The organism is Allorhodopirellula solitaria, assembly GCF_007859855.1.
GTDB lineage: Bacteria > Planctomycetota > Planctomycetia > Pirellulales > Pirellulaceae > Rhodopirellula > Rhodopirellula solitaria.
Window position 1 is genome coordinate 286,084 of sequence record NZ_SJPK01000006.1, and the last position, 24,353, is coordinate 310,436.

The 24,353-nt window shown below is 58.4% G+C and carries 18 protein-coding genes; 6 read left to right on the top strand and 12 right to left on the bottom strand.

Going from position 1 to position 24,353, the window contains the following annotated elements; all coding sequences use genetic code 11:
• Nucleotides 1-54: 54 nt before the first annotated feature.
• Both CA85_RS14110 and CA85_RS14115 read right to left on the bottom strand, forming a co-directional pair.
• On the bottom strand, nucleotides 55-324 hold the full coding sequence (locus tag CA85_RS14110) for a hypothetical protein (RefSeq protein WP_246112796.1): 270 nt from the start codon (nucleotides 322-324) through the stop codon (nucleotides 55-57).
• Nucleotides 321-1,145 carry a transposase gene (locus CA85_RS14115; RefSeq protein WP_246112797.1) on the bottom strand — a complete coding sequence of 275 codons (825 nt, stop codon included), beginning with the start codon at nucleotides 1,143-1,145 and terminating at the stop codon, nucleotides 321-323. Before CA85_RS14115 ends, CA85_RS14110 begins: the two co-directional genes overlap by 4 nt.
• Nucleotides 1,146-2,451: 1,306 nt before the next feature.
• Between CA85_RS14115 and CA85_RS14120 the strand changes: the two genes are divergently transcribed.
• A complete protein-coding gene (locus CA85_RS14120; RefSeq protein ID WP_186774944.1) occupies nucleotides 2,452-2,733 on the top strand; it encodes a hypothetical protein in 282 nt (93 codons plus the stop codon).
• A 421-nt stretch (nucleotides 2,734-3,154) separates the two neighbouring features.
• On the opposite strand, the gene CA85_RS14125 is transcribed toward CA85_RS14120, so the two are convergent.
• Complete coding sequence (locus tag CA85_RS14125) at nucleotides 3,155-4,057, bottom strand: SDR family NAD(P)-dependent oxidoreductase (RefSeq protein ID WP_146391970.1); 903 nt, start codon at nucleotides 4,055-4,057, stop codon at nucleotides 3,155-3,157.
• A gap of 181 nt (nucleotides 4,058-4,238) precedes the next feature.
• Between CA85_RS14125 and pyk the strand changes: the two genes are divergently transcribed.
• Nucleotides 4,239-5,687 carry a pyruvate kinase gene (gene pyk, locus CA85_RS14130; RefSeq protein WP_146391971.1) on the top strand — a complete coding sequence of 483 codons (1,449 nt, stop codon included), beginning with the start codon at nucleotides 4,239-4,241 and terminating at the stop codon, nucleotides 5,685-5,687.
• A 222-nt stretch (nucleotides 5,688-5,909) separates the two neighbouring features.
• Entirely contained in the window at nucleotides 5,910-7,418 is a 1,509-nt protein-coding gene (gatA, locus tag CA85_RS14135; RefSeq protein WP_146391972.1) for an Asp-tRNA(Asn)/Glu-tRNA(Gln) amidotransferase subunit GatA, read from the top strand.
• Nucleotides 7,419-7,489: 71 nt separating this feature from the next.
• Here the strand turns inward: gatA and CA85_RS14140 are convergent, their stop codons facing one another.
• The 6 genes from CA85_RS14140 to CA85_RS14165 form a co-directional block, all read right to left on the bottom strand.
• A complete protein-coding gene (locus CA85_RS14140; RefSeq protein ID WP_146391973.1) occupies nucleotides 7,490-8,740 on the bottom strand; it encodes an amidohydrolase family protein in 1,251 nt (416 codons plus the stop codon).
• 7 nt (nucleotides 8,741-8,747) lie between these two features.
• A complete protein-coding gene (hflC, locus tag CA85_RS14145) occupies nucleotides 8,748-9,710 on the bottom strand; it encodes a protease modulator HflC (protein ID WP_146391974.1) in 963 nt (320 codons plus the stop codon).
• Nucleotides 9,707-10,696, bottom strand: coding sequence for an FtsH protease activity modulator HflK (gene hflK, locus CA85_RS14150; protein ID WP_146391975.1), 990 nt, complete (start codon nucleotides 10,694-10,696; stop codon nucleotides 9,707-9,709). Before hflK ends, hflC begins: the two co-directional genes overlap by 4 nt.
• Nucleotides 10,697-10,897: 201 nt before the next feature.
• Nucleotides 10,898-11,671 carry a hypothetical protein gene (locus tag CA85_RS14155; RefSeq protein ID WP_246112798.1) on the bottom strand — a complete coding sequence of 258 codons (774 nt, stop codon included), beginning with the start codon at nucleotides 11,669-11,671 and terminating at the stop codon, nucleotides 10,898-10,900.
• A gap of 154 nt (nucleotides 11,672-11,825) precedes the next feature.
• Entirely contained in the window at nucleotides 11,826-12,860 is a 1,035-nt protein-coding gene (locus tag CA85_RS14160; RefSeq protein WP_146391976.1) for a tetratricopeptide repeat protein, read from the bottom strand.
• Nucleotides 12,861-12,967: 107 nt separating this feature from the next.
• Nucleotides 12,968-15,940 (bottom strand): outer membrane protein assembly factor BamD, encoded by a 2,973-nt coding sequence (locus tag CA85_RS14165; RefSeq protein WP_146391977.1) that lies wholly within the window; start codon nucleotides 15,938-15,940, stop codon nucleotides 12,968-12,970.
• 374 nt (nucleotides 15,941-16,314) lie between these two features.
• Here CA85_RS14165 and CA85_RS14170 point away from each other — a divergent pair, with 374 nt between their 5' ends.
• Nucleotides 16,315-18,765, top strand: coding sequence for a hypothetical protein (locus tag CA85_RS14170; protein WP_246112799.1), 2,451 nt, complete (start codon nucleotides 16,315-16,317; stop codon nucleotides 18,763-18,765).
• 156 nt (nucleotides 18,766-18,921) lie between these two features.
• Entirely contained in the window at nucleotides 18,922-19,854 is a 933-nt protein-coding gene (locus tag CA85_RS14175; protein WP_146391979.1) for a sugar phosphate isomerase family, read from the top strand.
• Nucleotides 19,855-20,824: 970 nt separating this feature from the next.
• On the opposite strand, the gene CA85_RS14180 is transcribed toward CA85_RS14175, so the two are convergent.
• Both CA85_RS14180 and ilvD read right to left on the bottom strand, forming a co-directional pair.
• Nucleotides 20,825-21,247, bottom strand: a complete 423-nt coding sequence (locus CA85_RS14180; RefSeq protein WP_146391980.1) for a GNAT family N-acetyltransferase — start codon at nucleotides 21,245-21,247, stop codon at nucleotides 20,825-20,827.
• 38 nt (nucleotides 21,248-21,285) lie between these two features.
• Nucleotides 21,286-23,004, bottom strand: a complete 1,719-nt coding sequence (gene ilvD / locus CA85_RS14185; protein ID WP_146391981.1) for a dihydroxy-acid dehydratase — start codon at nucleotides 23,002-23,004, stop codon at nucleotides 21,286-21,288.
• Nucleotides 23,005-23,106: 102 nt separating this feature from the next.
• Between ilvD and CA85_RS14190 the strand changes: the two genes are divergently transcribed.
• Entirely contained in the window at nucleotides 23,107-23,982 is an 876-nt protein-coding gene (locus CA85_RS14190) for a 3-keto-disaccharide hydrolase (protein ID WP_146391982.1), read from the top strand.
• A gap of 3 nt (nucleotides 23,983-23,985) precedes the next feature.
• On the opposite strand, the gene CA85_RS14195 is transcribed toward CA85_RS14190, so the two are convergent.
• Entirely contained in the window at nucleotides 23,986-24,204 is a 219-nt protein-coding gene (locus tag CA85_RS14195) for a hypothetical protein (RefSeq protein WP_146391983.1), read from the bottom strand.
• Nucleotides 24,205-24,353 lie beyond the last annotated feature (149 nt).

Below are 24,353 nucleotides of genomic sequence, written 5' to 3' on the forward strand. Positions count from 1 at the left end.
TCTATCTTCGGTTCCCTACCGCCAATTTCTGCATTCGAAGAAGGGTGAGAGTCGCTAATCGGCTGTCAGCAGTTCACGGGCGCGGCGGCGAAGGTGATAGCGACGATGCGTTCGATGACAGCGCATCGAATCGACACACTCAGGACGTCCCGCCACGCAGCAGAAGAGTCGACCAAAGTCGCTCACCAATTCACACCAAGTCGCCCGATCCAGTCGCAGCCGAACCAGTATCGACGGGATCTCCGCAGGCGTGCGGTCACGCTTCCCAGGCGCGGTCTGGCGGGCCGTCCAATCCAGCAGTTCCAAGTAATCCTCAATCGTCATCGCCAAACAATCTCGTCGCAAATGGGCTCGGCCCGTCGTAAGCAACCAGCGCGTATCAGCTCAGACGGACGGAGCCGTCTGGCTACAATTGTCGACCGATGGCTCCGCCCGTCGTGAGCCTCTCCACCGCCGCCGCTGGCGTCACCGACCGCATCGCTCGATACGCAGGCTTCACCTGCCAATCCCTCGATCCGTCTTTGTACCGACGTATGATCACTGCCCTCCAGGGTTTCGGCCATCGCCGCCCGAATTGGATTCAGGTCGACGTAGGCAGCACAGGCCAGCAACGAGGCTCCGTCCGCTAAACGCGTCGCGTGATATCGATCTTGGAAAAAGCGACCTGTTTGCTCATCTTCGCGATTGGCTCGCATCGCCACGCGCTGGCACAGCAACCGCATCCACCAACTGAAACTACTCAGCCGTTTGCGGGTTTCCTCGCGTTTGATGGGACACCCTGCGATGGACTGGATCTCAGGATCGGTTGGAGTCATGGGCGTTCCATCCGCCTGGCGGCGATGGGGGCACAACATCAACCATCGCCGCGCCACTTCCTCATCCGTCCACGTCGCCACGACGTCCGGGCGTGATCGGAGGATTAAATGGAAGTGATTTGAGAGAATCGCAAAGCCGACCAGGTCGATCCCAAAATAGGCTGCGAATTGCTGTAAATATTCTTCAATCCAGACTTTCCGGTGGTCGAAGTTCTTCCCAGAGACCGGATCATCGCCGAGAAGGAAACATCGGCGACAGACGCGGGTGTAAACGTGGGCGATCGCCACTTCCTCGGGGTCAAAGACCTCACAACGTGCCGTCCGACTCATCACTCACCTCGCATTCTCAGGAAATTTGCCGCAAGCGTCAAATTCAACCTATCCCCTCGTCTAAGCCAAGTCACACTCCCTATCAAGGTGCTGTGTCCCTCTGACTTCGCTGACTTCGCTGTGTAGCTGCCCGGTGCATACGGCCGGTAGGAACCGGCCCTACATATGTCGCTCGTGGGGCCGGTTCCCACCGGCCATCCACTTGGCTTGTCCACCGGGATTTGGTGTAGCTGCCCGGTGCATACGGCCGGTAGGAACCGGCCCTACGTATGTCGCTCGTGGGGGCCGGTTCCCACCGGCCATCCACTTGGCTTGTCCACCGAGATTTGGTGTAGCTGCCCGGTGCATACGGCCGGTAGGAACCGGCCCTACGTATGTCACTCGTGGGGCCGGTTCCCACCGGCCATCCACTTGGCTTGTCCACCGAGATTTGGTGTAGCTGCCCGGTGCATACGGCCGGTAGGAACCGGCCCTACGTATGTCACTCGTAGGGCCGGTTCCCACCGGCCATCCACTTGGCTTGTCCACCGAGATTTGGTGTAGCTGCCCGGTGCATACGGCCGGTAGGAACCGGCCCTACGTATGTCGCTCGTAGGGCCGGTTCCCACCGGCCATCCACTTGGCTTGTCCACCGAGATTTGGTGTAGCTGCCCGGTGCATACGGCCGGTAGGAACCGGCCCTACGTATGTCGCTCGTGGGGCCGGTTCCCACCGGCCATCCACTTGGCTTGTCCACCGAGATTTGGTGTAGCTGCCCGGTGCATACGGCCGGTAGGAACCGGCCCTACGTATGTCGCTCGTGGGGCCGGTTCCCACCGGCCATCCACTTGGCTTGTCCACCGAGATTTGGCGCACCTCCCCGGCGTCTATGGCCGGTTCCCACCATGTCATTCCCCACAAACCCGGATCCCCTGTCAGCTTGTCTGACAGGAATCTCCATTTTGTGATTAGATAACGATGGGGCATTCACTCCGCTGTCATGCGGGCTTGCCCCGCATGACAGCAAAGTTGATCGACTTGGTTTCCTGTCAGACAAGCTGACAGGGGAATGTGTGTCGATACCGCAGTTTTCTAATTTCAAAACGCTGCTTCGGCGTGTGACAAGCACACGGGGGAGCAAACTGGTGGGTAATCAACAGGTCCTCACCGCCCATCCGGCCAGGAGTCCGGCCCGTTTCGGATTGGCTGTAAGTGGCGCTTTCTTTATTGACTTGGCAAGTTAGAATGAGTGGGTAAGCAATCCCAGGTGGATTGCCCCTTTTCTTTCATGAACGCTCTCAGCAGCCAAGTCTTCGAAGTAGGAACGATGAAGTCAGTCATTCAGGCCGCGGCCGTGGTATTTTTGGTTACGCTCGGAAACGTGAGTTTCGCAGACGCTGGAGAACCCGGCTGGTCGCCGGTCATCGTCGCTCGCGGTGAGTATCGCCAACAGATTCGGTCGTTGCCAATACAGCAACGTCCTTATCGACCGCTGCACTTCTATGGAAATACCGTGCGGCGGATGCACTATCGCGGCACCCCAGCACCATTGCTTCGCGAGGTCGCGACGCCCGTCATCGTCCAGCGGTCACGATTCGATACCTGGTAAGACGGCTATCGACCGAGTGAGCCGAGGCGCGAGACGGGTTGTCGACTTATTCGTCGCCGACGAAATAGCATGAAATTCGGGTTCATCCGACGGAAGCGTGCGCAGAGCCCAGCGGAAGGTTTTTTGAGGCATGGCTCTCGTATTCAATGATCGTTCACAAATGCGTCCCTGACGAACAAACGCTCGCCAGGGACCGACAACACCATTGGCGTACCGCTTTTGCAGGGAAACGCTGGCGACCGAGATATCCCTTGCCAAGCCAGCACTTCTGCAGAGCTCGGCTCCGTATCTCCCGGCAGTGCCAGTCTAACATTGATAATCACATCCCACAAATAAATCCTTCGATACTGGAGCCATGCCTTGAAAACCTCGGGCGCTCGCTTCCGTCGGATGAGCCGAAATTCATAACCCGTGAGTCACCTCACTCACTGGGCGCCGACTTTCGGCTGAGAATCCAATCGGCCAAGCGTGGTGAGATCGCGTCGATGCACATCAGGCATCGCGTCTTCCAGGGGAGGATGATCTCGATCTCACGTTTTTCAATACAACGCATGACGGCCTGGGCGACCTCGTCAGGACTGAGTAGTTTGAGCTTGGCACCGCCGCCTGGTTGGGCGGCACTGGCGGGCAATGCTGACTCTTCGGTGACGCCATAGCGGTTGGGCGGTCGTGAGCTAGCGATGGGGCCGGGGCACACTAAGCCGACATGCACACCCTCGGCTTCGCATTCCAGTCGCATTTGCCTCGTCATTCCCGCCAACGCGTGTTTGACCGTCACGTATCCTCCCAGATATCGCGGTGCCACCCGGCTGGCCAAGGAGCCAATGTTGACGATCGTTCCATGGGTTTGCCGTAGACCTGGCAAGCAGGCTTGGCTACCTATCAATGCAGAGATCACATTGGCCTCGAAGAGTTCCCGCAGGGTTTCTGGGTCGAGCTCTTCGGTGCGACCGCGATCGCTGCGTCCGACGACATTGACGAGAACGTCGATCCTTCCGAATCGACCCATGTGCGAATCGACAGCCGCGTTCAAATCTACTTTCGAAGTCGCATCGGCAGTGAAAGTGTGCAGCAGCGAGGGGACCGATGAATCGCCGCTGAGCGTCTCGCCGGCGGCAGCGAGACGCTCGCGATCACGGCCTAGGATCGTGACGGCATAACCGCGAGCGAGTAGTACGCGGGCGATCGTCAGTCCCAGTCCCGAGGAACCGCCACTGACGATCGCAGCAGCACCGAGCTTGCCGAGTCTGGGGGTAGGTCGCAGGCCAGTCTCCGCGTGCTCAGCGGTCGCCTCTTGCTGTTCGGTGGGCGGTTTCGGTTGCATGGAATGATCTGTAGCTCGAAGCAATTGTCAGGAAGAGGTCCCGTAGGCGGACGCCTAGGGGAAATCAAACGCCGTCAGCGAAGCGGAGAACATTTCGCTCGAGAGATTGCCGCCAGCCTTCGTTTACACTGTGTTTTCGGTCCGTTTGCGATCCCGACTACTCTCATCGAAAAACTGTTGTATGTCACGCCCACGCTTGAATGAAGCCCGCACGAAAATCGTTGCCACGGTCGGTCCCGCCTGTGATAGCGTCGACCAGCTCGCTGCCTTGATTGAAGCCGGTGTCGACGTCTTCCGCATCAACAGCGCCCACGGCAGCATTGAACAGCACGCCGAGAAACTCACCAACATCCGCGCTGCATCGGATCGAACCGGGTTCCCCGCCGGTGTGCTCCTCGATTTGGCGGGCCCCAAGATCCGCTTGGGGCAGTTGCCTCAGGAACCGCTCGCCTGCCCCCTCGGTGCGCGTTTCGCCTTTGTCCGTGGCGCCGACTCGCAGGAGGAGGGCGAACTGACGAGCACCTACCCACGTCTGATCGACGAACTTGAACCGGGCGACCGCGTCATGCTGGCCGACGGTACGGTGGCACTGCAGGTCGAATCGGTCACACCATCGCGAGCCGAATGTGTGGTCGTGGCTGCGGGGGAAATTCGCAGCCGCCAGGGTGTCAATCTGCCGGGCGTCAAACTGTCTGTCGCGGCGATGCTGCCCAGCGATATCGAGAACGCGATCTGGGCCGCCCAGCACGAAATCGATTTCATTAGCCTCTCGTTCGTTCGCACCGCGGAGGACGTACGCAGCCTCAAGGATCTGCTCAATAGCTACGAATGCCAATCTTTGGTCATCGCTAAGATTGAAAAACCGGAAGCCCTCGATAATCTCGAGCGAATCGTGCAAGAGGCCGACGGCATCATGGTCGCCCGCGGAGACCTCGGGGTCGAGATCGATGTCGCCGAAACCCCTGTTGCTCAGAAACGAATCATCGCGACGTGCAAACGGTTGATGAAACCGGTCATCGTGGCCACGCAAATGCTCGAGTCGATGCACCACAGCGTGCGGCCGACACGCGCCGAGGCTTCCGATGTCGCCAACGCGGTACTCGATGGCGCCGACGCCTGCATGCTCAGTGGCGAGACCGCCATCGGCAGCTACCCGAGAGAGAGCGTGGCGACGATGGACCGGATCATGCATAAAACGGAGGAGAGTATGCCCCGGGGGCTGAGTGCATCCCCTGGAAATCACGACGAGCTGTATCGTCAAACCCAAGCCGTTACACGGGCGGGGATGGAGGTCGCCGAGGCACTCGGCAGCAAACTCATCACGATCGCCACGCACAGTGGCGGTACGGCATGGGTCAAGAGTAACACCCGGTCGCTGATCCCGACGATCGCCGTCAGCGATCACTTGGCATCGGTACGACGAATGAACCTGTTTTGGGGAATCGAGCCAATATTCTGTGAGGATATCGCCGATACCGCTCATCTGATCGAGCAAGTCACGCGGTGGGCCTGCGAGCAAACTGAGAATGGTCAACGGGTCATCCGCCCCGGCGATACCATGGTGGTTGTCAGCGGCAGCGATGTGGTCGAGGGTGCCGATAACGTGATCTCGGTCCACACGCTTTCCTAGTCAGCCGATCCCAAACGGGGCGAATCCGCTTCCGAACTCGGTTAGAGGAAAGCGAGGGTTATGGCAGAATCCCGCAAACAGGCAACTCAAAAACGCTGCCGCGGCGCCAGCAAGATCGCCATTTACGAGCTGGCCGGCGCGTGAGGCATTCCAATCTCACCGGGATTGCCCGATACTCTGCCAGCACAGACCTTTTGTTTTTTCGTTTTGGTTTTCTAAGACATGTTGGATTCGACGTCGACAATTCTCGAACTTTTGCGATCTGGTGACGCGACAGCGCGCGAGGTGACCGAGCAAGCGCTGCGGGCGATCGGCGCGACCCAGCCCTCGATCAACGCCTACACGCACGTTGCCTATGACGCGGCCCTGAACGCTGCCGAAGCCGTCGATCGGGATCGCAAGGCTGGCCGTCCGCTGCCGCCGCTGGCTGGATTGCCGGTCGCGATCAAGGATGTGCTGTGCACCGCCGACATGCCGACAACATGCTCGTCGAACATGTTGCGAAATTTCACTCCGCCCTACGATGCGACCATCGTCGCGAATCTGAAACGTGCCGGGGCGATCGTGATCGGCAAGACGAACATGGACGAGTTCGCCATGGGTGCCTCGACCGAAACCAGCGCGATGGGTTTGACTCGAAATCCATGGGACGAAGACCGCACCCCTGGGGGCAGCAGCGGAGGCGCTGCGGCCGCGGTGGCCTCGGGGACCGTTCCGCTCTCGATCGGGACCGACACCGGTGGATCCATTCGCCAGCCGGCTGCCTTCTGCGGCATCACGGGTTTGAAACCTACTTACGGTCGTTGCAGTCGCTTGGGATTGGTGGCCTTTGCCAGCAGCCTCGATCAGGCGGGCCCCTTGGGTTGGTCCGTGGAAGATGTCGCGATCGGACTGCAAGCGATGGCCGGATATGATCCCGCCGATAGCACGTCGGTCGATCAGGAGGTGCCCGACCTGCAATCCGCCGTAGCCACCGATAACCTGCAAGGCGTCCGAATTGGCGTCCTGCGAGATTCCATCGATCAAGAAGGTGTTGCCCCCTCGGTTCGCAAGGCCGTCTCGGATGCTGAAAAAGTGTTCACAGATCTCGGGGCAGAGATTGTCGAGGTGTCGCTCCGGCACAGCCCTTATTGGGTGCCCACCTACTACGTGATCGCTCCCTGTGAGGCGAGTAGCAATCTGTCGCGTTTCGATGGTGCTCACTACGGCCATCGCCAGAGTGCACAGGATGCCGATGGGGCTGTCGACGAATCACTGGCGAAAGCCGAACCGCTCGAGGCCATGTATCGGGCCAGTCGCGCTGCGGGCTTCGGCAGTGAGGTCAAGCGGCGGATCATGGTGGGTACTTATGCATTGAGCGCCGGGTACTACGACGCCTATTACAATCAAGCCTTGAAAGTGCGACGCTTGATTCGTGGTGATTACGACACGGCGTTTGAGTCCGTTGACCTGCTCCTCGGGCCCGTGACCCCCTCGCCGGCGTTCGGTTTGGGTGAAAACATCGACGACCCCATCGCAATGTATTTGTGCGATCTCTTCACCGTCGGCGCCAACCTCGCGGGCGTGCCGGCTCTCTCGTTGCCCGCTGGTGTCGATGACGAGGGCTTGCCCGTCGGGATCCAACTGCAGGCTCCCGTGATGCAGGAAGCCAAACTCATTGCCGCTGGGGCTGGGTTTCAGTCCAAGACCGAGTACCATCGCTTGCGCCCGAGCGGATTCATCGTATCGTAGCGAGTGTTGCTCCCTATCGAACGCAGGGTGCTTTCGCCAGTGGGTGTGGCCGGTAGGCACCAGCCCTGCGGCTAGACCTGGCGTCCTTGAACGTAGATCTGTTGGATCTGCAGTCCGGCATCGAGCACCAGGAGGTCGGCTCGTTTGCCAGCTGTCAGGCTGCCGGTCTGAGCGTCAATGCCCACTCGCTGGGCAGGCGTCAGCGACGCCATTCGGATGACGTCAGGCAACGTGGCCGAGGTCACTTTGGCGAAGTGGGAAACCATGTGGTGCATGCCCTGGACGGAGCTGGCGAGGCTGGTGCGGTCGAGCGTCCAGCCGACGTTTGCGTCGCTGAAGAAGTGACACCCTGATTCCCGATGGCCGAACACGTATTCGCCCGGTGGCATGCCATAGGCCCGATTGGCGTCGGTCACCAAACAGAGTCGCTCGGGACCCTTCATGCGGTACGCAAATTCCAGCAGTTCGGGCGCCAAGTGACAGCCGTCGGCGATCACCTCGGTGCTCATTTCTTCGTTCATCAAAACGAATTCCGTCATGCTCGCTTGCATCGGGACCTGGAACCTGGCTCTCAACGATGGGACACTGCTCATCGCGCACCAGAAATGATCGACGTGTCGCATACCGGCATCGAAGGCCGCTTGCATTTCGGTCCAACTGGAGTTGGAGTGGCCGCAAGTGATCAGGCATTCGTGAGCCGCCGCCAGACGATAGAAGGATTCCGCGCCGGGCAACTCGGCGGCGCAAGTTGCCACCCGCACAAAGTCCCGATCGAAATAGGAGCGGTATTCATCGGGCTCTGGGTCGCGCCGCGCATCGCGGTCATGGCAGCCGGTTTTTCCGTCGGCAAAGAAAGGTCCATACAGATGGATGCCCGGCACGTGCGGCAGCACTGCGCTCCTATCCTGTGGAGAAGTCGCCGTGAACTGCTCGGATGATTCTCGACTTATCGATTCACAGGCATCGATCATCCGATGAATTCGCTGCGGGCTTCCGGTCGTGGACGTGGGCAGGAGGGTGGTGGTACCTCCACGGAGATGAGCAGTCGCCGCTGTTCGTACAGCTTCCTCATCGCCGTCCATGAAATCCGCACCATCTCCCCCGTGGACATGCAGGTCCACGAACCCGGGAGACAGGTAGTTTCCACCGAGGTCGACGACCTGGCTCGCCTCGGGAATTGGTTGTGATTGGCCAATCGATTCGATCCAACCGTCGCGGCAGATCACGACTGCGTCGGCTAATAGTCGATCGGGAAGAATCGCCGTGCCCCCAACAAAAACTAAAACTTCCGGCGGGGAACTTCGATCGGCGTTGGAATTCATCGCGGCATCACTCGGATGGATTGACGTGTTTGAGGAACTTAAAGATGTCGCTGCTGGTCGTCATGATCAGCGTGCTGTCGCCGGCGAGCATTTCCTGGTACGTCTCCATGGTTTTGATGAATTCGTAGAAGGCAACGGAGTCTTCGCTTTGATTGTAGGCGTTGGCATAAATCTCGCTAGCTTTGGCATCGGCTTCCCCTTGGACTTCCTGGACCTGTTTGTACGCTTCGGATTCGATTTTGAGTAAGTCGCGTTCTTTCTTGCCGTTGATCTTGGCTGCTTCGCCTTCACCCTCACTGCGGAACCGTTCAGCAATCTGCTGGCGTTCGCTGATCATGCGGTCATAGATCCGCTGCTGCACGCTCTCGTTATAATTGATTCGCTTGAAGCGCACGTCGAGCAACTCGATCCCAAAGTCAGACAGTTTCGCAGCAGCTTCCGTATAGATCTCATTCTCAATCTTGGCTCGGCCTTTGGAGATGGGGTACAGGACGCCGACGTTTCCGGGGGCATCGACGAGCACGGCATCTCGATCGGGTTGACGATCTTTGGTGGTCCGGATGACTTCAATCAACTCATGTTTGGCGACTGCGTTTCGTGTTTCACTGCCGAGGATATCGTCGAGACGTGACTGAGCGCTCCGCTCGTCACGCAGCCTCAGGAAGAACTGCTTTGCGTCGCTGATCCGCCATCGACCGAAGGTATCGACAACAATGTAGGTTTTGTCCTTGGTTGGCATCTCGTTGGGACGACCGTCCCATTCCAACATGCGTTTATCGACCCGCGTGACCTCTTGTACGAAGGGGAGTTTGAGGTGTAGGCCTGCATCGGTGATCGGATCGCCAACCGGCTTTCCAAATTGGGTAATGATCACCTGCTCGGTTTCATCGACCGTGTAGGTTGCTGTGAACAGTAGAAAGAGCAGCAATAGCCCGACGAAAGTCAGGAGAGTAAGAGGAACGTTTTTCATGAGGGGTTCCTTGTTGATTCGGCGGACAGTTGCAGCAGCGGCAAGATTTGACTGGCGTTTTCGTCAATGATGATTTTCTTGCCGAGGTTGGGGACGATCTCACGCATTGTTTCGATATAGATGCGTTGCTTAGTGACCTCGGGTGCTTTGAGGTACTCCGTCATCACGGCATTGAAGCGGGCGACATCCCCTTCGGCCTCGTTGACCCGTTTGAGTGCATAGCCCTCGGCGGCCTGGATCTTCTGCTCCGCCTCACCACTTGCTCGCGGCACGACCTTGTTGTACTCCCCGTTGGCGACATTGATTAACTGCTCACGCTCTTGTTGGGCCTGGTTGACCTCGTTGAAGGAACGCTGAACCGGCAGAGGTGGGTTCACGTTCTTGAGCTGGACTTGGTCAATGCTCAATCCCAGTTCGTATTTATTGACGAGATCCTGGAGCTGGGTCAACGCGTCGGCTTCGATCTCTTGGCGGCCGACGGTAATGACTTCGTCAACGGTCCGGTCGCCGACGACGGTGCGCATCACCGACTCGGAGAGAGCACGTAGCGTGCTATCGGGGTCGCGGACTTTGAAGAGGTAGAGTTTGGGATCCCGAACCCGGTACTGAATGATCCACTCGACCGTTGCCGCGTTGAGATCACCCGTCACCATACCTCGTTCGAGCGTTTGTTCGGCCGAAAACTGGTTGGGGTTGGAGGCGCCTGTCGTCCCAAAGCCGAACTCTTGCTTCAGCTGCCGTTTGACCGGCACCATCGAGACGCGTTCGATGTTGAAGGGCAATTTGAATCGCAGCCCGGGTTCGGCATTGCGAACGAACTTGCCGAAACGCAGAACCACGCCTTGGGATTCTGCCTGAACCGTGTAAACGCTCGTAAAGACGACGAACACCAGCAGCAACGCTGGAATCAGCCAGAGCATTCGAACTTGGGCCCAGTCGAAATCGCGCCAGTCAAAGTCGCGCCAGTCGTCAGGATCAAACTTCATGGGAGCTTCGGTTTATCGATGGATGAGAATCGTAGTGAAACTCAGCTACCGAATTGCCGCAGATGGGCGGAAGTGCCCTTGGCATCTGCACAGCCAATACCGATTGCCGAGTTCTCGCAAGTATAGCTTGCTCACAGCGAAACGCACCTTTTCTCGCAGCGGTTCTGTCAACACAGCTGCAAATCAGCCCCGGGAGATCCCTCAGAAGAGCGAGAACTCGATGGCTCCCGTCAGCACGACGCCGTCATCGGTGCCGATTTGACCGGCCTGCCAGGCGGCGAAGTTGTCGAGATAGTTGATGCCGAGGACAAGCCGCGAGGGGACGCCGAACACATTGACGTCCGTCTTCAGATCAATGCCATACGTCGTGGCAAAATCACTGATCTCATCGGCGATCATGCCGCTGGAATAGCGTCCGTTGAGGTCATAGAGCCCCAGCGACAGATCCAGCCAAATGGGGGTGCGGCCGAATACCGTCTCCCAACCCGCGACGATCTTGGCACCCTGATAATCGGAATCAATCGATTCGTTCCCAGCATCTTGGTCCCAATTCATCATGCTGTAGCCAAAACCGGCCGACAGATGATGATTGCCAAAATCCCAGGTGTCTCGCATGATGGCATCGACGTTGATCATCTGTGTGGTGTCGGTCACACCATAGCGGACATTCGATTCGACGCTGGTGAGGTATCCGTCAAAACGATGGTGTCCGCCGAGTCCGACGATCGTTCCAATGGAATCTCCCGAGCTCGTGCCCAAGCTCGGTAGTAAGGGAGCCCAAACGCCAACGGACGAGTTCAGCTCAGTCCCGTCGACGGCCGAGGCGGGCGAAGCCCCGAGAGCCAGCCACCCGGTCAGCGTCATGACGACGACCCCGTAGAGGCTCCAAGAATTTTGATTGCAACGCATGGTAGGAGGAGGTCCACGGTGAGCATCGGTTTCGGGAGCAAAGACGATCTCTGCACCATCGATCATACTTCACTATCGGAGTGCTCACCGACCGTTCTCGCGTTGACCTTGAACTTTTCTATTCGCTATCCAGACCGAGGGTATCGTCCCGCAGCGTAGAGAAAAGGTGCGCGGGAATTCATTTTGGCTCAAGTTTCCAGTCACTGGCGTTGAAGACGGCTTAACTGCTCAGTCCCGGGTATCGCTGTTGCAGTTCGCCCCGAGCTTGAGCTGCTCGATCGGGTTTGCCGACCTTGGTCCACAGATCCACGAGTTGCTTCAGTGCTTCGACGTGCTCCGCGGCATGCGATGAATACATTAACTGGGTATGCAGGTAGGCGAGCAGAGCTCCTTCCTCATCGCCGAGTGCCTGGTAACTGGCACCCTGTGCGTTATAGATGGCCGCTGCGGTTTGTGTATCGATTGGGTTAAGTGTTGCGATCAGGTCGTTGACCGCCTTGAGCGCTTCCTCGCCTTGTCCCTGTTTCGCTGTGATGACAGCGATGCCGGCTTGCGAGAGCGTCTGCAATCGTTTCTCGCCTGCGGTGTTGGGTTTCAACCCCGCGACTTTGGACAGCGCCGCCTTCGCGGGACCGAGATTGTCTTGCAGCAATTGGATCATGCCGGTTTGATAAACGGCTTCGATCTGCAGTTCGCGAGCAGGAGCATTTCGCAAATACCCGTAGAACTGAGCTGCTTTTTCATAGTTGCCCAAGGCTTTGGCAAGATCGCCGAGCAAACGCGTGGCATCGTAGAAGTGCCAGGAATCTGGATGGGCCTGGGCGAACGCAATCACGCCGGAGGTTGCCTTGTTCAGGTCTCCTTGTCCCGAGAGCGCCATCTGTCCCTGAGTCTCGGCCAAATAGAACTCGGCATCCGCCTTGATCACGTCTCGCGATAGCTCGGCGATATTAAGTTGCTTTAGTTCATCGAAGGCTTGCTCATACTGGCCCTCCATCACGAGTTCGCGGCCACGGGTGAGTTCAGGAGGATCTCCTTGAAAAAGAATCCGTGTGATTTCATTGGCGGGAAAGGATTGATCCTTGCCAGCAACGCTGATCACGATCTCGTTCTTGCCGAGCGATTTGATCCGGCCAATGACTGCGTCTCCACCCTGCGGGTACACGCGATCGGTCTGTGCCTGGGCCACACCACTGATCAGCGTGGCCACCAGGAGACCGAAACAATAGCAGTGTCGTCGTGAAAGGAACTTCATGGCAAAACAGGTTCAGTGGAGGGACGAGTGGTCAAGCGGAACGCGAGTGGAGGGTCGCGGCCCATTTCAAAAAGGAGAATGTCTGCAACGTCGTGCGGGGCATCCTGTCAGTCACCGTTGGCTGGGGGCAATCCATCGGGATTCTCGCCCGCGGCGATTTGAATCTTCTTCAGCAACGCATTGAATTTCCTGAATTCGTCGGGGCCGCCCAAGTCGGGGTATAACCCCGCCAAGCTAGTGATTACCCGGGCTGCGTTCTGGGTGAGTTTGGGATCCTTGGCCGCTTCACCCTGCATGTATCGACAGCGTGCGAGGTGGTAGCGAGCATTGAAGAAACGATCGCGGAAGTTCGGGTTTCGCTGCGTCATGACGCTAATTTTTCCCCACCCCCAAATGACGCCTTTCTTGCCGCCACCGAGTGCTGACTCGTACGCATCGGGTTTGTACTTGGCGGGCAGCACGGCGGCCCATTGTTCGTATGTCAGCGCGGCTTCTTCTTGTGCGTCGATCATCGTCGGTTTGGTCGTGAGGATCTCGCGAAACTCTTTCAGAGCTGCCGAATACTGGCCCTGCAGCCGCAGTGCCTTGCCCAGCAGATAGGGGATTGTCTCGGAGGCATCCGGTTTCTGTTTGAGGGTTTGAAAGGTCTCGATCGCTGTCTTCAAGAGTTCCGCGGTCTGGCCTTCGGCTTTGACCTGACCCTCGGGCATGGCGGATTCGGCCATCCCTAGCATCGTTTGGCCAACCCACAACAACGTCGTATCGTCTTGGGAAATCTTCGAAATCTGCGACAGGAAGACGTTGAAGGCATCGATTAGCTTTGCTTGCCGCGCCGGAGGAGCGTTCTCGATTTGCTTCTGAATATCGACCGCGAGGGTGCGGAAGGTTTGGACGAGCTTTTGCTTGCCCGCATCATCGGAGGCCGTCTCTTGCAACTGCTCGATCGCGTGGGTGGCGCGAGCGAGTAGTTTTTCCTGGTCACCGTCGGACGACGTCAACTGGCTAGCGACTGCCTGCAGTTCCGTCCGATAGAGATCAAAGAGGAAACTTTGTGAGGGGGCTTCGAGTTTGGATTGCAGGGGAATGGGGCCGTACTTGGGATGGTCGAGTACCTTCACGGCGGCGTCAGGGCGATCTTGGCGCAATCGGATTTTGGCGAGAACGAGGGCCGCGTTCATGGCGTCGGCATCGACGAGCCCACCTTGGATTTGGTTCAACCCTGCGGTGAGTTCGGCGGCAGCCTTTTTCCAATAGTCGTCCGCTTGCTGATCCTTTTCCTCACGGAGAAGTCGGAGGGAATCGTTCCAGTAAAACAGGCCCAGGGACCGGCGGAACTGAGCCTGTTCCGGGCTCTCGGGCATAGCATCGATCATCCGCTTGGCATCGGCCAGATCGTTCTTCTTCAAAGCCATGGCGATCGAGATACCCTGTGCCGAAGCTGCTTTGGGATTGTCGGGCCATTTCTGGACCAAGAAATCGCCGAGCTGTTTGATGCGTTCGACCCAGTAATCGCTGCCGGTTCCCTCCGCGGAAATAATCTGCTGGGCAGAATTCAATGCGATCAAACCGCCACTGAGTCCGACGTCACTGCCGGGGGCAAACTGCGCAAGTGCGCTACCGACAACAAAACTGTCGCGATACCGCTTCTCCTGCAGCAACAAGAAAGCGAGGAATTGACGCGCCTCGTTGATCTCAGCGGAATCGGTGTCCGAACCGATCATCGACAAACCACGGCGTAAAATCACGACCCCGGTTTGGCGGGTGGAATCGAGAGATTCCTGCAACGACTTCACTTGTTCGGCATCGCCGTCTTGATCCTGCAGGGCTTTGATTTGGCCGGCAATCAATTGCTCGGTTTGGAACAATTCACGCGCCGACGCGAGTGCTTCGGCAAAGCTCTTGGGGTCATCGGCTGTCGGCGTGTCGGCCGTCTCTTCGGCGGCGGCAGCATCGATGCCAATATCAGCCAGCAACTTGACCGCTGCCTCATCGTGGGTCCCGGGGATCCTTTTGGCTTGCATCAACAGTTTTCGCGCGTCCGAGAGAGCCCGTTTGCGTTCGTTGGGTTTTGTGTTTTGCTCATCCGCGTTCTTGGCGAGATAGGCACGGGCCAATTCGACTCGCAGGTCTTGAGCGATTTGGCTTCGCTGCTCGTTGGGTCGAAGTGACGCTTCCACTGGTGCCCCGACCTTGATCGCTTCGGCATAATCTTGCTTCTTACCGGATAGCAACAGACTGACTAAACCCGCGGCAGCCCCGATCTTCGCGTCGCGAAATTCGGGGGTGTCACTTTGTTCGAGCATGCGTGTGTAGCTCTCGTAGGCCTGGTCGCGTTTGCCTAGCAACTGTTCGACTTTGCCCCGCGGGTAAAACGCAGCGGCGCCGAGCACGTAGTTGTCATACTTCTCGCTCAGATCCGTGTACGTCCCGAGAGCTTGCTCGAGCATCTGAGGTGCCTCCTTGACGGGGTCCTGATACGTCTCTGCGGCGAGCATCTTTGCTTCACCGGAGCTCTGCAGAGCCATCAGGAACTCGCCTCGATAGCGATCACGTAGCTCCGCTTTTTCGGGGTTTTTCTCCGGATCGATATCGGCAACCTTCATGTCCTCAAGCTTCCCTTTGAGGTCATTGATGATCGTTTCAAAGGTTTTGCTGGCGGCCTGGTATTGCTCTCTGGCCTGTTTGCGTTTGTCGTCATCGAGTTCACCGATCATGAACTGTGAACCGCGGAACAATCGTAGTTTTCCCAGTTGGGCACGGGCCTCGGAGGCGCGTGGGTTGCCTGGATGATTCTTCAGGAAAACTTGCAACTGGGCTTCGGCTTTTGCGAAGGCCTCGTCGCGCCGCTCGACCGAACGGGCATTCCCCGCGGACTCGATGTAAGTCTGCGCTTTCTCCAGCGGGACGGTCGTTGTGAATGCGGAATCAACTCCGGGGTACTGGTCGAGTCGGTCGAGATACGCGATGGCGAGATCGTAGTATTCTGCGGCCCGCAATCGCTTGACGAAATCCGCGGCCGGTTCACCTTGGGCGCGCGCCTGCGTGGCACCGATCGCACCGAGCACCAACACGGCAGACATTGCCAGACAAGCTGGCTGCCGGTGGGATCGTCTACGCCAGCGGCGTGATTGAGAGAGAACTACGAAAAGCGATCGCGGCATGGGATGTATCGAGCGAGAGACGAATCGACGGGCGTATCAGGAGCGTGGCCGCCATGTCGAGCAGCACCTCACTAGGTTAAAGTGCCAGTAGCGGACTAGCAACCTTTTGACGTTGATTGCGGCTCGGTTGTTTCAAAATCCAGGCGTCTGCACCGTTCCACCTCCCATGATACCTCTGTCCGATGCGAATCCCCAGCGAACTTCACGGCGAATCTCTTTACGGTCGAAGAACGGCTCGCCTTGCCTCCCCCCCGAGCCAATCCTGGCGACGCGTCATCCGCTTGATCATCGTCATGGCACTGATCTTGGTGGCCATGCGACAAGCGGCCCGTTCGGGGGTCTATCAAGTGTTCTTTCCCAGTACAGAAGTCAAGCGATTCGTATCCAACGACACTCGTTCCGTAGCGACGCTGACGAATGCGGAAGATGCCTCGGCGGAGATATCGCCCGCCCTGCAGTCCGCGTTGGATACCTGGGCGGCTCAGAAAACAAGTGATGAGTTAGCCAGCCTGCTGGCGAATTGGCTCGACGGCCAACCTTGGGGCGTCCAGGATGATTCCACCGGCGCGTTGGCTGAGCCGGGCAACGAGGCCGCGATCGCACAGGCGATCCAGAGGAAACTTATCGCAGAGATGAGAGACGGCACGGTCTGGCGGGCCGATGACGGCCCGGGGTTGATGGCGACACTCGCATTGCACGATCCGCGAAAAGATCGGCCTACCCCGCCTCGATCTTCCCAGTCGAAAACCGTTGCCGCGGGAGTGCTCCCATTGTTGCAACAACCCGACGTCTATCGCGGCAAGAGCGTGCGCGCCCGTGGTGAGGTGGTACAGATTGAAAAACTGCGGGCGAGCGAGAATCCCTTTGGTATCACGAGCTATTGGAACCTATGGTTGCTCCCACAAGACGCCAGCAACCGACCTTGGCTGGTGATTGTAGGGGAACTACCGAGCGAACTCGCCGCACTCATTCCCACATCAACCTCTACCCCTGAAGCCGAACAACAAGAAAGGCTTGAGGCCGAGTCGGACAAACGATCATGGCCCGTGAACGCGCCGCGCCCCCTGGTCGATGTCGATGGCGAGTTTCTCAAACGTCTGTCCTATCAATCCGCTGCGGGAGCAGAACTCACCCCCGTCGTGGCTGGTCACGTCGTCACGATCCAGGCCAATGGGAACTCCCGTGTCGCGACCGCTATTGGTGCGTCCCAACCCAGTGCCTCGGCGCCAGCAGACAGGCCTGACGAACTGCCTTTGTTCTGGATCGTGGTCGGCTCGATCGCTGCCGGGTTTTTGATCGCGATCGCAGTGATGTGGCGGACCGCGACGCTGAACCGTCAGATGCGTGCCCGTCGCAACCGACATCCCGTGAGCCTGGGGATCGTGTGGATCGTCACGGGCATCATGGTTTCGAGTTCGGCGTCGGCGCAGTCGCTCATGGATCTGTTGCCCGGCTATGACCAGGAACGATTGCAAGAATTGTCAGAGGCTGCGGTCTCCACGCTCGCAAGCCCATCCATCGACGTCGATGAAATCGCGAAGATTGTTTTTCGCGTCAACCGGCTCAGCGATGCCGCCCTGCAAACCCGTGTCGCCCGATCGTCGATGCCGCCGAGCGTGGGCGATGCCATCGTGATTGATGAAGAAATTTCTGAGCTCACGCCGCTAACCATTGACGCCGACCTGCAGGAATATCTCGAGTTCGAACAGATTCAGATGGTTCGACTTGCTGATGTCGAAGGCGTCCCGCATCTGTTGTTCGCCAAATTACTGCCTGGTGAAGCTGTCCCGGGTGACCGCATCGCCTGCATTGCGGTACGGACGCTCGCAGATGGTGGGAAGGGGAATCGCGGCTCGTCCGCCGCCCTCGCGGCGTCGCAGGGTTCGGATCCGGCGAGCCAAGATTGGATTATCGACATCGCGGGGCGCTTGCACTGGACCCCCGCCCGTCCGCAGTCACCCGCTGACGCGGTGCTGGCGTTGTCGGGCGTGGACCTCAGCCGGCTCGCTGATTTGCCGAAGCGGGATCGGGAGCCTTTCGACGATGCCGATTCACCATTGTTCTATCCGATGATCGGGGCCGCCGACTTCGCCGCCCATCCCGACAGGGAGCAAAGCCAGCGAAGTGATGCAGCGAGGTCCATGCGAGATTCCACGATCGACGTATCGCCAGTGGACCTCCTGCAGGATCCGGCCACGTACACGGGCCAGTGGATTCAGCTCGATGCTGAAACCATTCGAATCACACGTGTGGCCGTCGAATCATCGCAGCGACAGATCGAGGTCGGTGGTGATTCCTATTACGAAATCGACGCTATCGGTGATCTCGGCCAGGTGGAGTTAAAGATCGAGGTGCCCGGCGAGGAGTCGGTCACGATGGCGAACCGCTACCCCGTGACGATCGTCACCGCCCGTCTGCCGGATTTCCTCCAACCCGACGAAAGCGAGGGCACCCCGCTCGTCATCACCCGTACCGTCCCGATTCGCGTCGAGGGTTTTTTCTATCGACTATGGAGTTACGAGTCCGACTTCATGCAGTCACGTGGGGCTAAGCAGTTTGCTCCCTTGATCATTGCCGGGGTGATCGCCGATCAACGCCCCGATTCGACCGATCCGATGGGTGTTCAGGCGATCGGCAACATCGCTGCCATCGCGGTCGTCGGAGCCATTTTGGCGGCGATTGTCTTCGGCGTCGTCACGCGGCGAGGCGATCGACGATCGCGTGGTCGCACCAAGCGGCAGTGACCGGGCTATTGAAACGTTGGGATTGTCAATCGCCAGGTTCCCGCGTTGGTTTTTGACTTCATCCTCTCCTAACGCAGGATAGTGCTGCCAAGCCAACGACCAGAGCATCCGTGGTATGTTAGGCACCTCATTGCCAACGACAACAAGGATTCCTTCATGACTGCAAAACTCAGCGCAATCGCACCGGATTGGTGGGACTACACCACACTCGATCAAGACCTCATCGATGAAGCCGCCGCACTCTCGCCGGCGGAGATACTCGCTCTCTCGCGTCCGGGGTTTCAGGTTGTCTTCTACGACACGCTGGAAGACTTCTATCTAGCCGAAGCCCTGGAGTATCTCGAAGCCTGGAAAGAGTCAACCGATGACAACCCCGTGGGCGTTTGTGGACCGATCGGTCCGACTGAGCAGCTACCCTTGGTAGCGCGGATGATCAATTCTCTCGGACTCAATGTGCAGAGTGGTCATTTCTGGGGGATGGATGAGTGGATTGTCGACGGGGTGGAGGTTCCTGCCAACCATCCGCTGTCGTTCGAGAAATGCGATCGCGAGATGCTGTTGGACCGGATCGATGCCAAGTTGCGGATGCCCGACGCGAACCTGCACTTCCCCAAAGCCGATGTGGGGCCGTTTCGAAAGAGCTGGGACAGCGGCGTGAAATGCGCCGTCATGCAGGGGGGGCAGGGTGACGTCAAGCATTGGGCATTCAACGATCCGCTGCGTCGTGAAGGCCAATGGAAGGATGCCCCGCCACCGGCCTCGGAGTATCGCAAGCTCGCGACACGAGTCGTCGAATTGCACCCTTTGACGATCGCCCAGAATGCACGCACCAGTGGCGGTGGGAACATCTCTCTGGTGCCGACTTCCGCCGTCACCGTCGGTCCCGTCGAAACGTGGCAGGCCGAGAAGGTTTCGATCTGGCACGCGGGGGCTCACGACAATCCCTTTGGCCAACGGCTGACCTGCCTCATGGTCGCCAAAGGGATCGCCAATTCGGCCGTGCCAATGTCCCTACTCGCCGACCACCCCAACGTGCAGTTCAACTACTATCGAGGCGGTATCGGCACCTGCTCGGTCGAAATGCACTAGTCCCTAATCAAGCGAAGCTTGATTAAGGTCTAGTATCCAATAATCTTACAAGAATGCGTCCCTGACGAACGAATGCCCGCCAGGGACCGGCAACACCATTGGCGTACCGCTTTTGCAGGGAAACGCTGGCGACCGAGATATCCCTTGCCAAGCCAGCACCTCTGCAGAGCTCGGCTTGAATGGCGTGGACTTAAGCAGATTTACTCGAGTTTCACGGGCATCTGTTTTCGCTTCCGTCCGGCTTGTCCGGGCGGAGTGGCAACTGCAAGCTACCTGCAAAACGCCCTCGCCAGATCGATCTCCGCTCCGGGCTTGTCCCGGCGGAATCAGCGAGTCAAGTCGTGTGACCGCCGGGGCAAGCCCGAGACGGAGCACCGTTTCGACTTCGCATTTTCTCGGTAGCTGCCAGTTGGTTCCTCCGCCGAGACAAGCTCGACGGAAGGATGTTTCAGCAGGCGGCAATCGCTTATGTCCACGCCATTCGAGCTCGGCTCCGTTTCTCCCGGCAGCTCCAGTCTAACATCCACTATCACATCCCACAAATAAATCCTTCGATACTGGAGCCATGCCTTGAAAACCTCGGGCGCGCGCTTCCGTCGGATGAACCATTAGTTTCGCCAAGCTGGCATCACCGATTGCGAAGATGGCGGCGGAAATCGCCAGTCACCTCAACACATCGAGTGCTCAACTGGTGGATTTTTTCAATCGGCTCATCTCCCGCGTCCGACGTCGTTGCCAAAGGACCAAACGCAAGGCAAAACCAGGAACAATTGAGTTGCTCGCCAACCCAAACCTCCTCGAGTACTGCTTAACTTGATGCCTATGGGGTGGCGCTGCGCTGACCTACGGCTATTTTCTATCATCCCTATCGGGATACTTGTGAGTAATCGACAGAAGGCGACGAGTCCAAAGCCGCAGGACTCGTCGCCTCGTCCACTACAAAAACCGACACTTATTCATCGTGTGTTGCTTACTTGACCATTTTCTGATGTTCGAGCGAGATCACTTCGAACAGTTCGCCTACTCTTCGGTAGCCGAGTTTTTCATAGAACGGCACAGCGGTCAGGCGGGCGTCGAGCGTGAATTCCTGAAACCCTCGCTCACGCAGGTTGGCTTCGCAGTGCTCGATCAAAAATTTGCCGACACCGCTGCCCTGCCGCGCGGGGCTGACCGCCATCTGGCGTAGCTGAACCAGCTCGCTTGAGTGGGGGCGAGCGACGATGGTCGCGATGAGATCGTCGTTGTCGAAGACACCGAAATGGAGTTGTCCGTGTTCGCCGTCGAGTTCCTCCGCGGTCAACTTCAACCCCAACGGTGCCCGGAGCACCTCGTGGCGAAGTTCCAATGCGGCTTGGTACTCGGGCGAACACCATTCGATTTCGATCAATTTCATCGCGAATTCCGGTGGATCAGTCGTCCGTCAGTGCAGACCTATTCATCGGTAACACAGCCTTCCGATGCACTTTTGACGCATTGAATGTATTTGTACAAGGTCCCACGAGTGGCCTTGAGTGGAGGTGCGGTCCACGCGTCGAGGCGACTCTTCATCTCGTCGGCATCGACATTGACATCGAGTGAATTGGTTTCGGCATCAATCGTGACTGTATCACCGTCGCGAATCAACCCGATCGGCCCGCCGACCTGGGCTTCGGGTGTGATATGCCCGACGATGAACCCATGGCTACCGCCGCTGAAGCGTCCATCGGTGAGCAGGGCCACGTCGCTGGCCAGTCCCGCACCTACGATCGCACTGGTCGGTGTCAGCATTTCGGGCATGCCCGGGCCGCCCTTGGGGCCTTCGTATCGAATGACCACGACGTCGCCTTTCTGGATTTCTTTGCGTTCCAACGCGGCGAGCATGTCCTCTTCGCTGTCGTACACGCGGGCTGGACCTGAAAACTGCAGCCCTTCCTTGCCGGTGATCTTCGCAACGGCGCCTTCGGGGGCCAAACTGCCTCGCAGGATCCGGATATGGCCGCTCTTCTTGATCGGGGACGCGGTCGTGGCCACGATCGATTGCCCGGTCTTGAGCGAAGGCACTTCCGCGAGATTCTCCGCGAGGGTTTTGCCGGTGACGGTCAAGTGCCCGCCACGGATCAGGCCTTGCTCGAGCAGATATTTCATGACAGCGGGTGTGCCACCGACGCTGTGCAAATCTTCTTGAACGAATTTTCCGCTCGGTTTGAGGTCGGCGAGATAGGGTGTGCGATCACTGACGGCTTGGAAATCTTCAATCGTCAGCGGTACATCGACAGCGCGGGCCATGGCGATCAAGTGCAACACGGCGTTGGTGCTTCCGCCGAGGGCCATCAGGGTCACCATGGCGTCCTCGAAGGCCTCCCGGGTCATGATGTCGCGAGGTTTGATATCCCGCTTGAGCAAATTCAAAATCGCGGCCCCGGCGCGGTGGCACTCGTCTTTCTTCTCCGCGTCTTCCGCTGGGATACTGGCCGAATACGGCAGCGACATGCCCAGAGCTTCGATGGCCGTGGCCATTGTGTTGGCGGTATACATGCCGCCACAGGCACCGGCTCCGGGGCAGCTTCGACGGACAATCTCGGATCGTTCTTCTTCGTCGATCTGGCCCGCGATGAACTGCCCATAGCACTGGAACGCGCTGACGATATCGAGTTTCTCGTTCTTGTAGCTGCCCGGTTTGATCGTGCCGCCGTAGACCATGATCGCCGGTCGGTTCAGTCGCCCCATGGCGATCAGGCAGCCCGGCATGTTTTTGTCGCATCCCGGCAGGGTGATCAGGGCGTCATACCACTGTGCGCCCATGATCGTCTCGATCGAATCAGCGATCAGGTCGCGGCTCTGCAGGGAATAGCTCATCCCATCGGTGCCCATCGAGATCCCGTCACTGACCCCGATGGTATTGAACCGCATCCCGACCAGTCCCGCGTCGACGACGCCCTTGCGGACCTCGGCGGCCAAGTCGAGCAGGTGCATGTTGCAGCTATTTCCCTCGTACCACATGCTGCCAATACCGACTTGGGGCTTGTTCATGTCCTCCGAAGTCATGCCGGTGGCATACAGCATCGCCTGAGAGGCACCCTGGCTCTTGGGCTGCGTGATATGGCGACTGTATCTATTCAGAGCGGCGGCGTCGTTGGCGGCAGCGGTTTTTGTGTCGGCGGGGGTACTCATGGCGAGATTGGTGGCTTGGTTTTGGAAAAAACGGAGAGAAATGCGAGACGGGTGCGAAGAGAGTATGATCGTTTTGACGCGATCCACAAAGATGAGGGAAAAATGATTCGATTTTCAGCCAGGCGGGCAGCGATCTCCGCAGAGCGGCCACAGCCCGCCGCGACAAAACACCCAGAAAAGTCACGCTCGACGGCCCCACGGGGCGGGAGACCGCGGCTGCAGACGCCGCTGTTTCGGGCACTCGCCCTGGTTGCGGTGGTGTCCTTCTCGGCCGCGGCGGACGCTCAAGACTCTTCCCGGCTCACCGAGGTGACGGACAAGGAGTTTTCTCAGCGTTCACGGCCGCTCTTTGACGGCACCGTGCTGGCGGGGTGGGAAGGCAATGGGCACTGGTTCCGTACCGAAAACAAAGCCATCGTCGCCGGGCGGCTTGAGAAACCGATCCCCAAGAACCAGTTTCTCTGCACGACCGACAGCTTTGCTGACTTTGATTTGCGGATGGAGGTTCGCATGCGCGGCCAAGATCCGAACGCGGGCGTTCAGTTCCGCTCGCGACGCCCCCGCAAGAGTGACAGTGTGCCCGCTAACGAGGTCGTGGGCTATCAAGCCGACATGGGGCACGCCTGGGGGCGTTCGGTGTGGGGGGGACTGTACGACGAGTCTCGCCGCCGAAAAATGCTGGCCGAGCCAGAAACTCCCTTTGCGGTGAAGTGGACGACGGCGCAGTCCGGGACGCCCAATTCCACGCCAGCGAGCGAGGGGGAAGCTGAACCGACCAGCGTGCCGGAAACGCAGTGGGTGCGGATGCGGATCGTCTGCAAAGGGGACCAAATCGAAATTTTCCTCAACGGCAATCTCACGGTTCGCTATACCGAGACCGACTCTGAAATTCCCCGCGCCGGTGTGATCGGGGTCCAGATCCATAGCGGCCCGCCGGCCGAAGCATGGTACCGAAATATTCGTATTCTGTCGCTCTGAATCCTATTCAGCGCCCGTCCAATACGTGATCAATCCGGTCAAAAACCAAAACAGACCGGCGATCCCGACGAGCACCGTCCAAATCCAGACCAAGCCTAAGAAGTAAGCCGTCCCCGCCGTTGAGATAACCCCGATCAGGAACAGCGGCCCGCCCTGCCACATTTTGGCAATGGCACGATCCTTGGGCGATGGTCCTTCGAGCCAGGGTTTATTGCTAGACATCTGGTTGGAAACTCGGCTGACGGACTCTGGGGAGGTTTCTTACGAGTGAAATCGCCATAATCTTCGCATCTTCTCATCCATTGGGCAAATAGTTGCAGAAAATTTGCGGCTGCCGAAGCAAACCGGGATGCGGATCGACTACCCTTTCA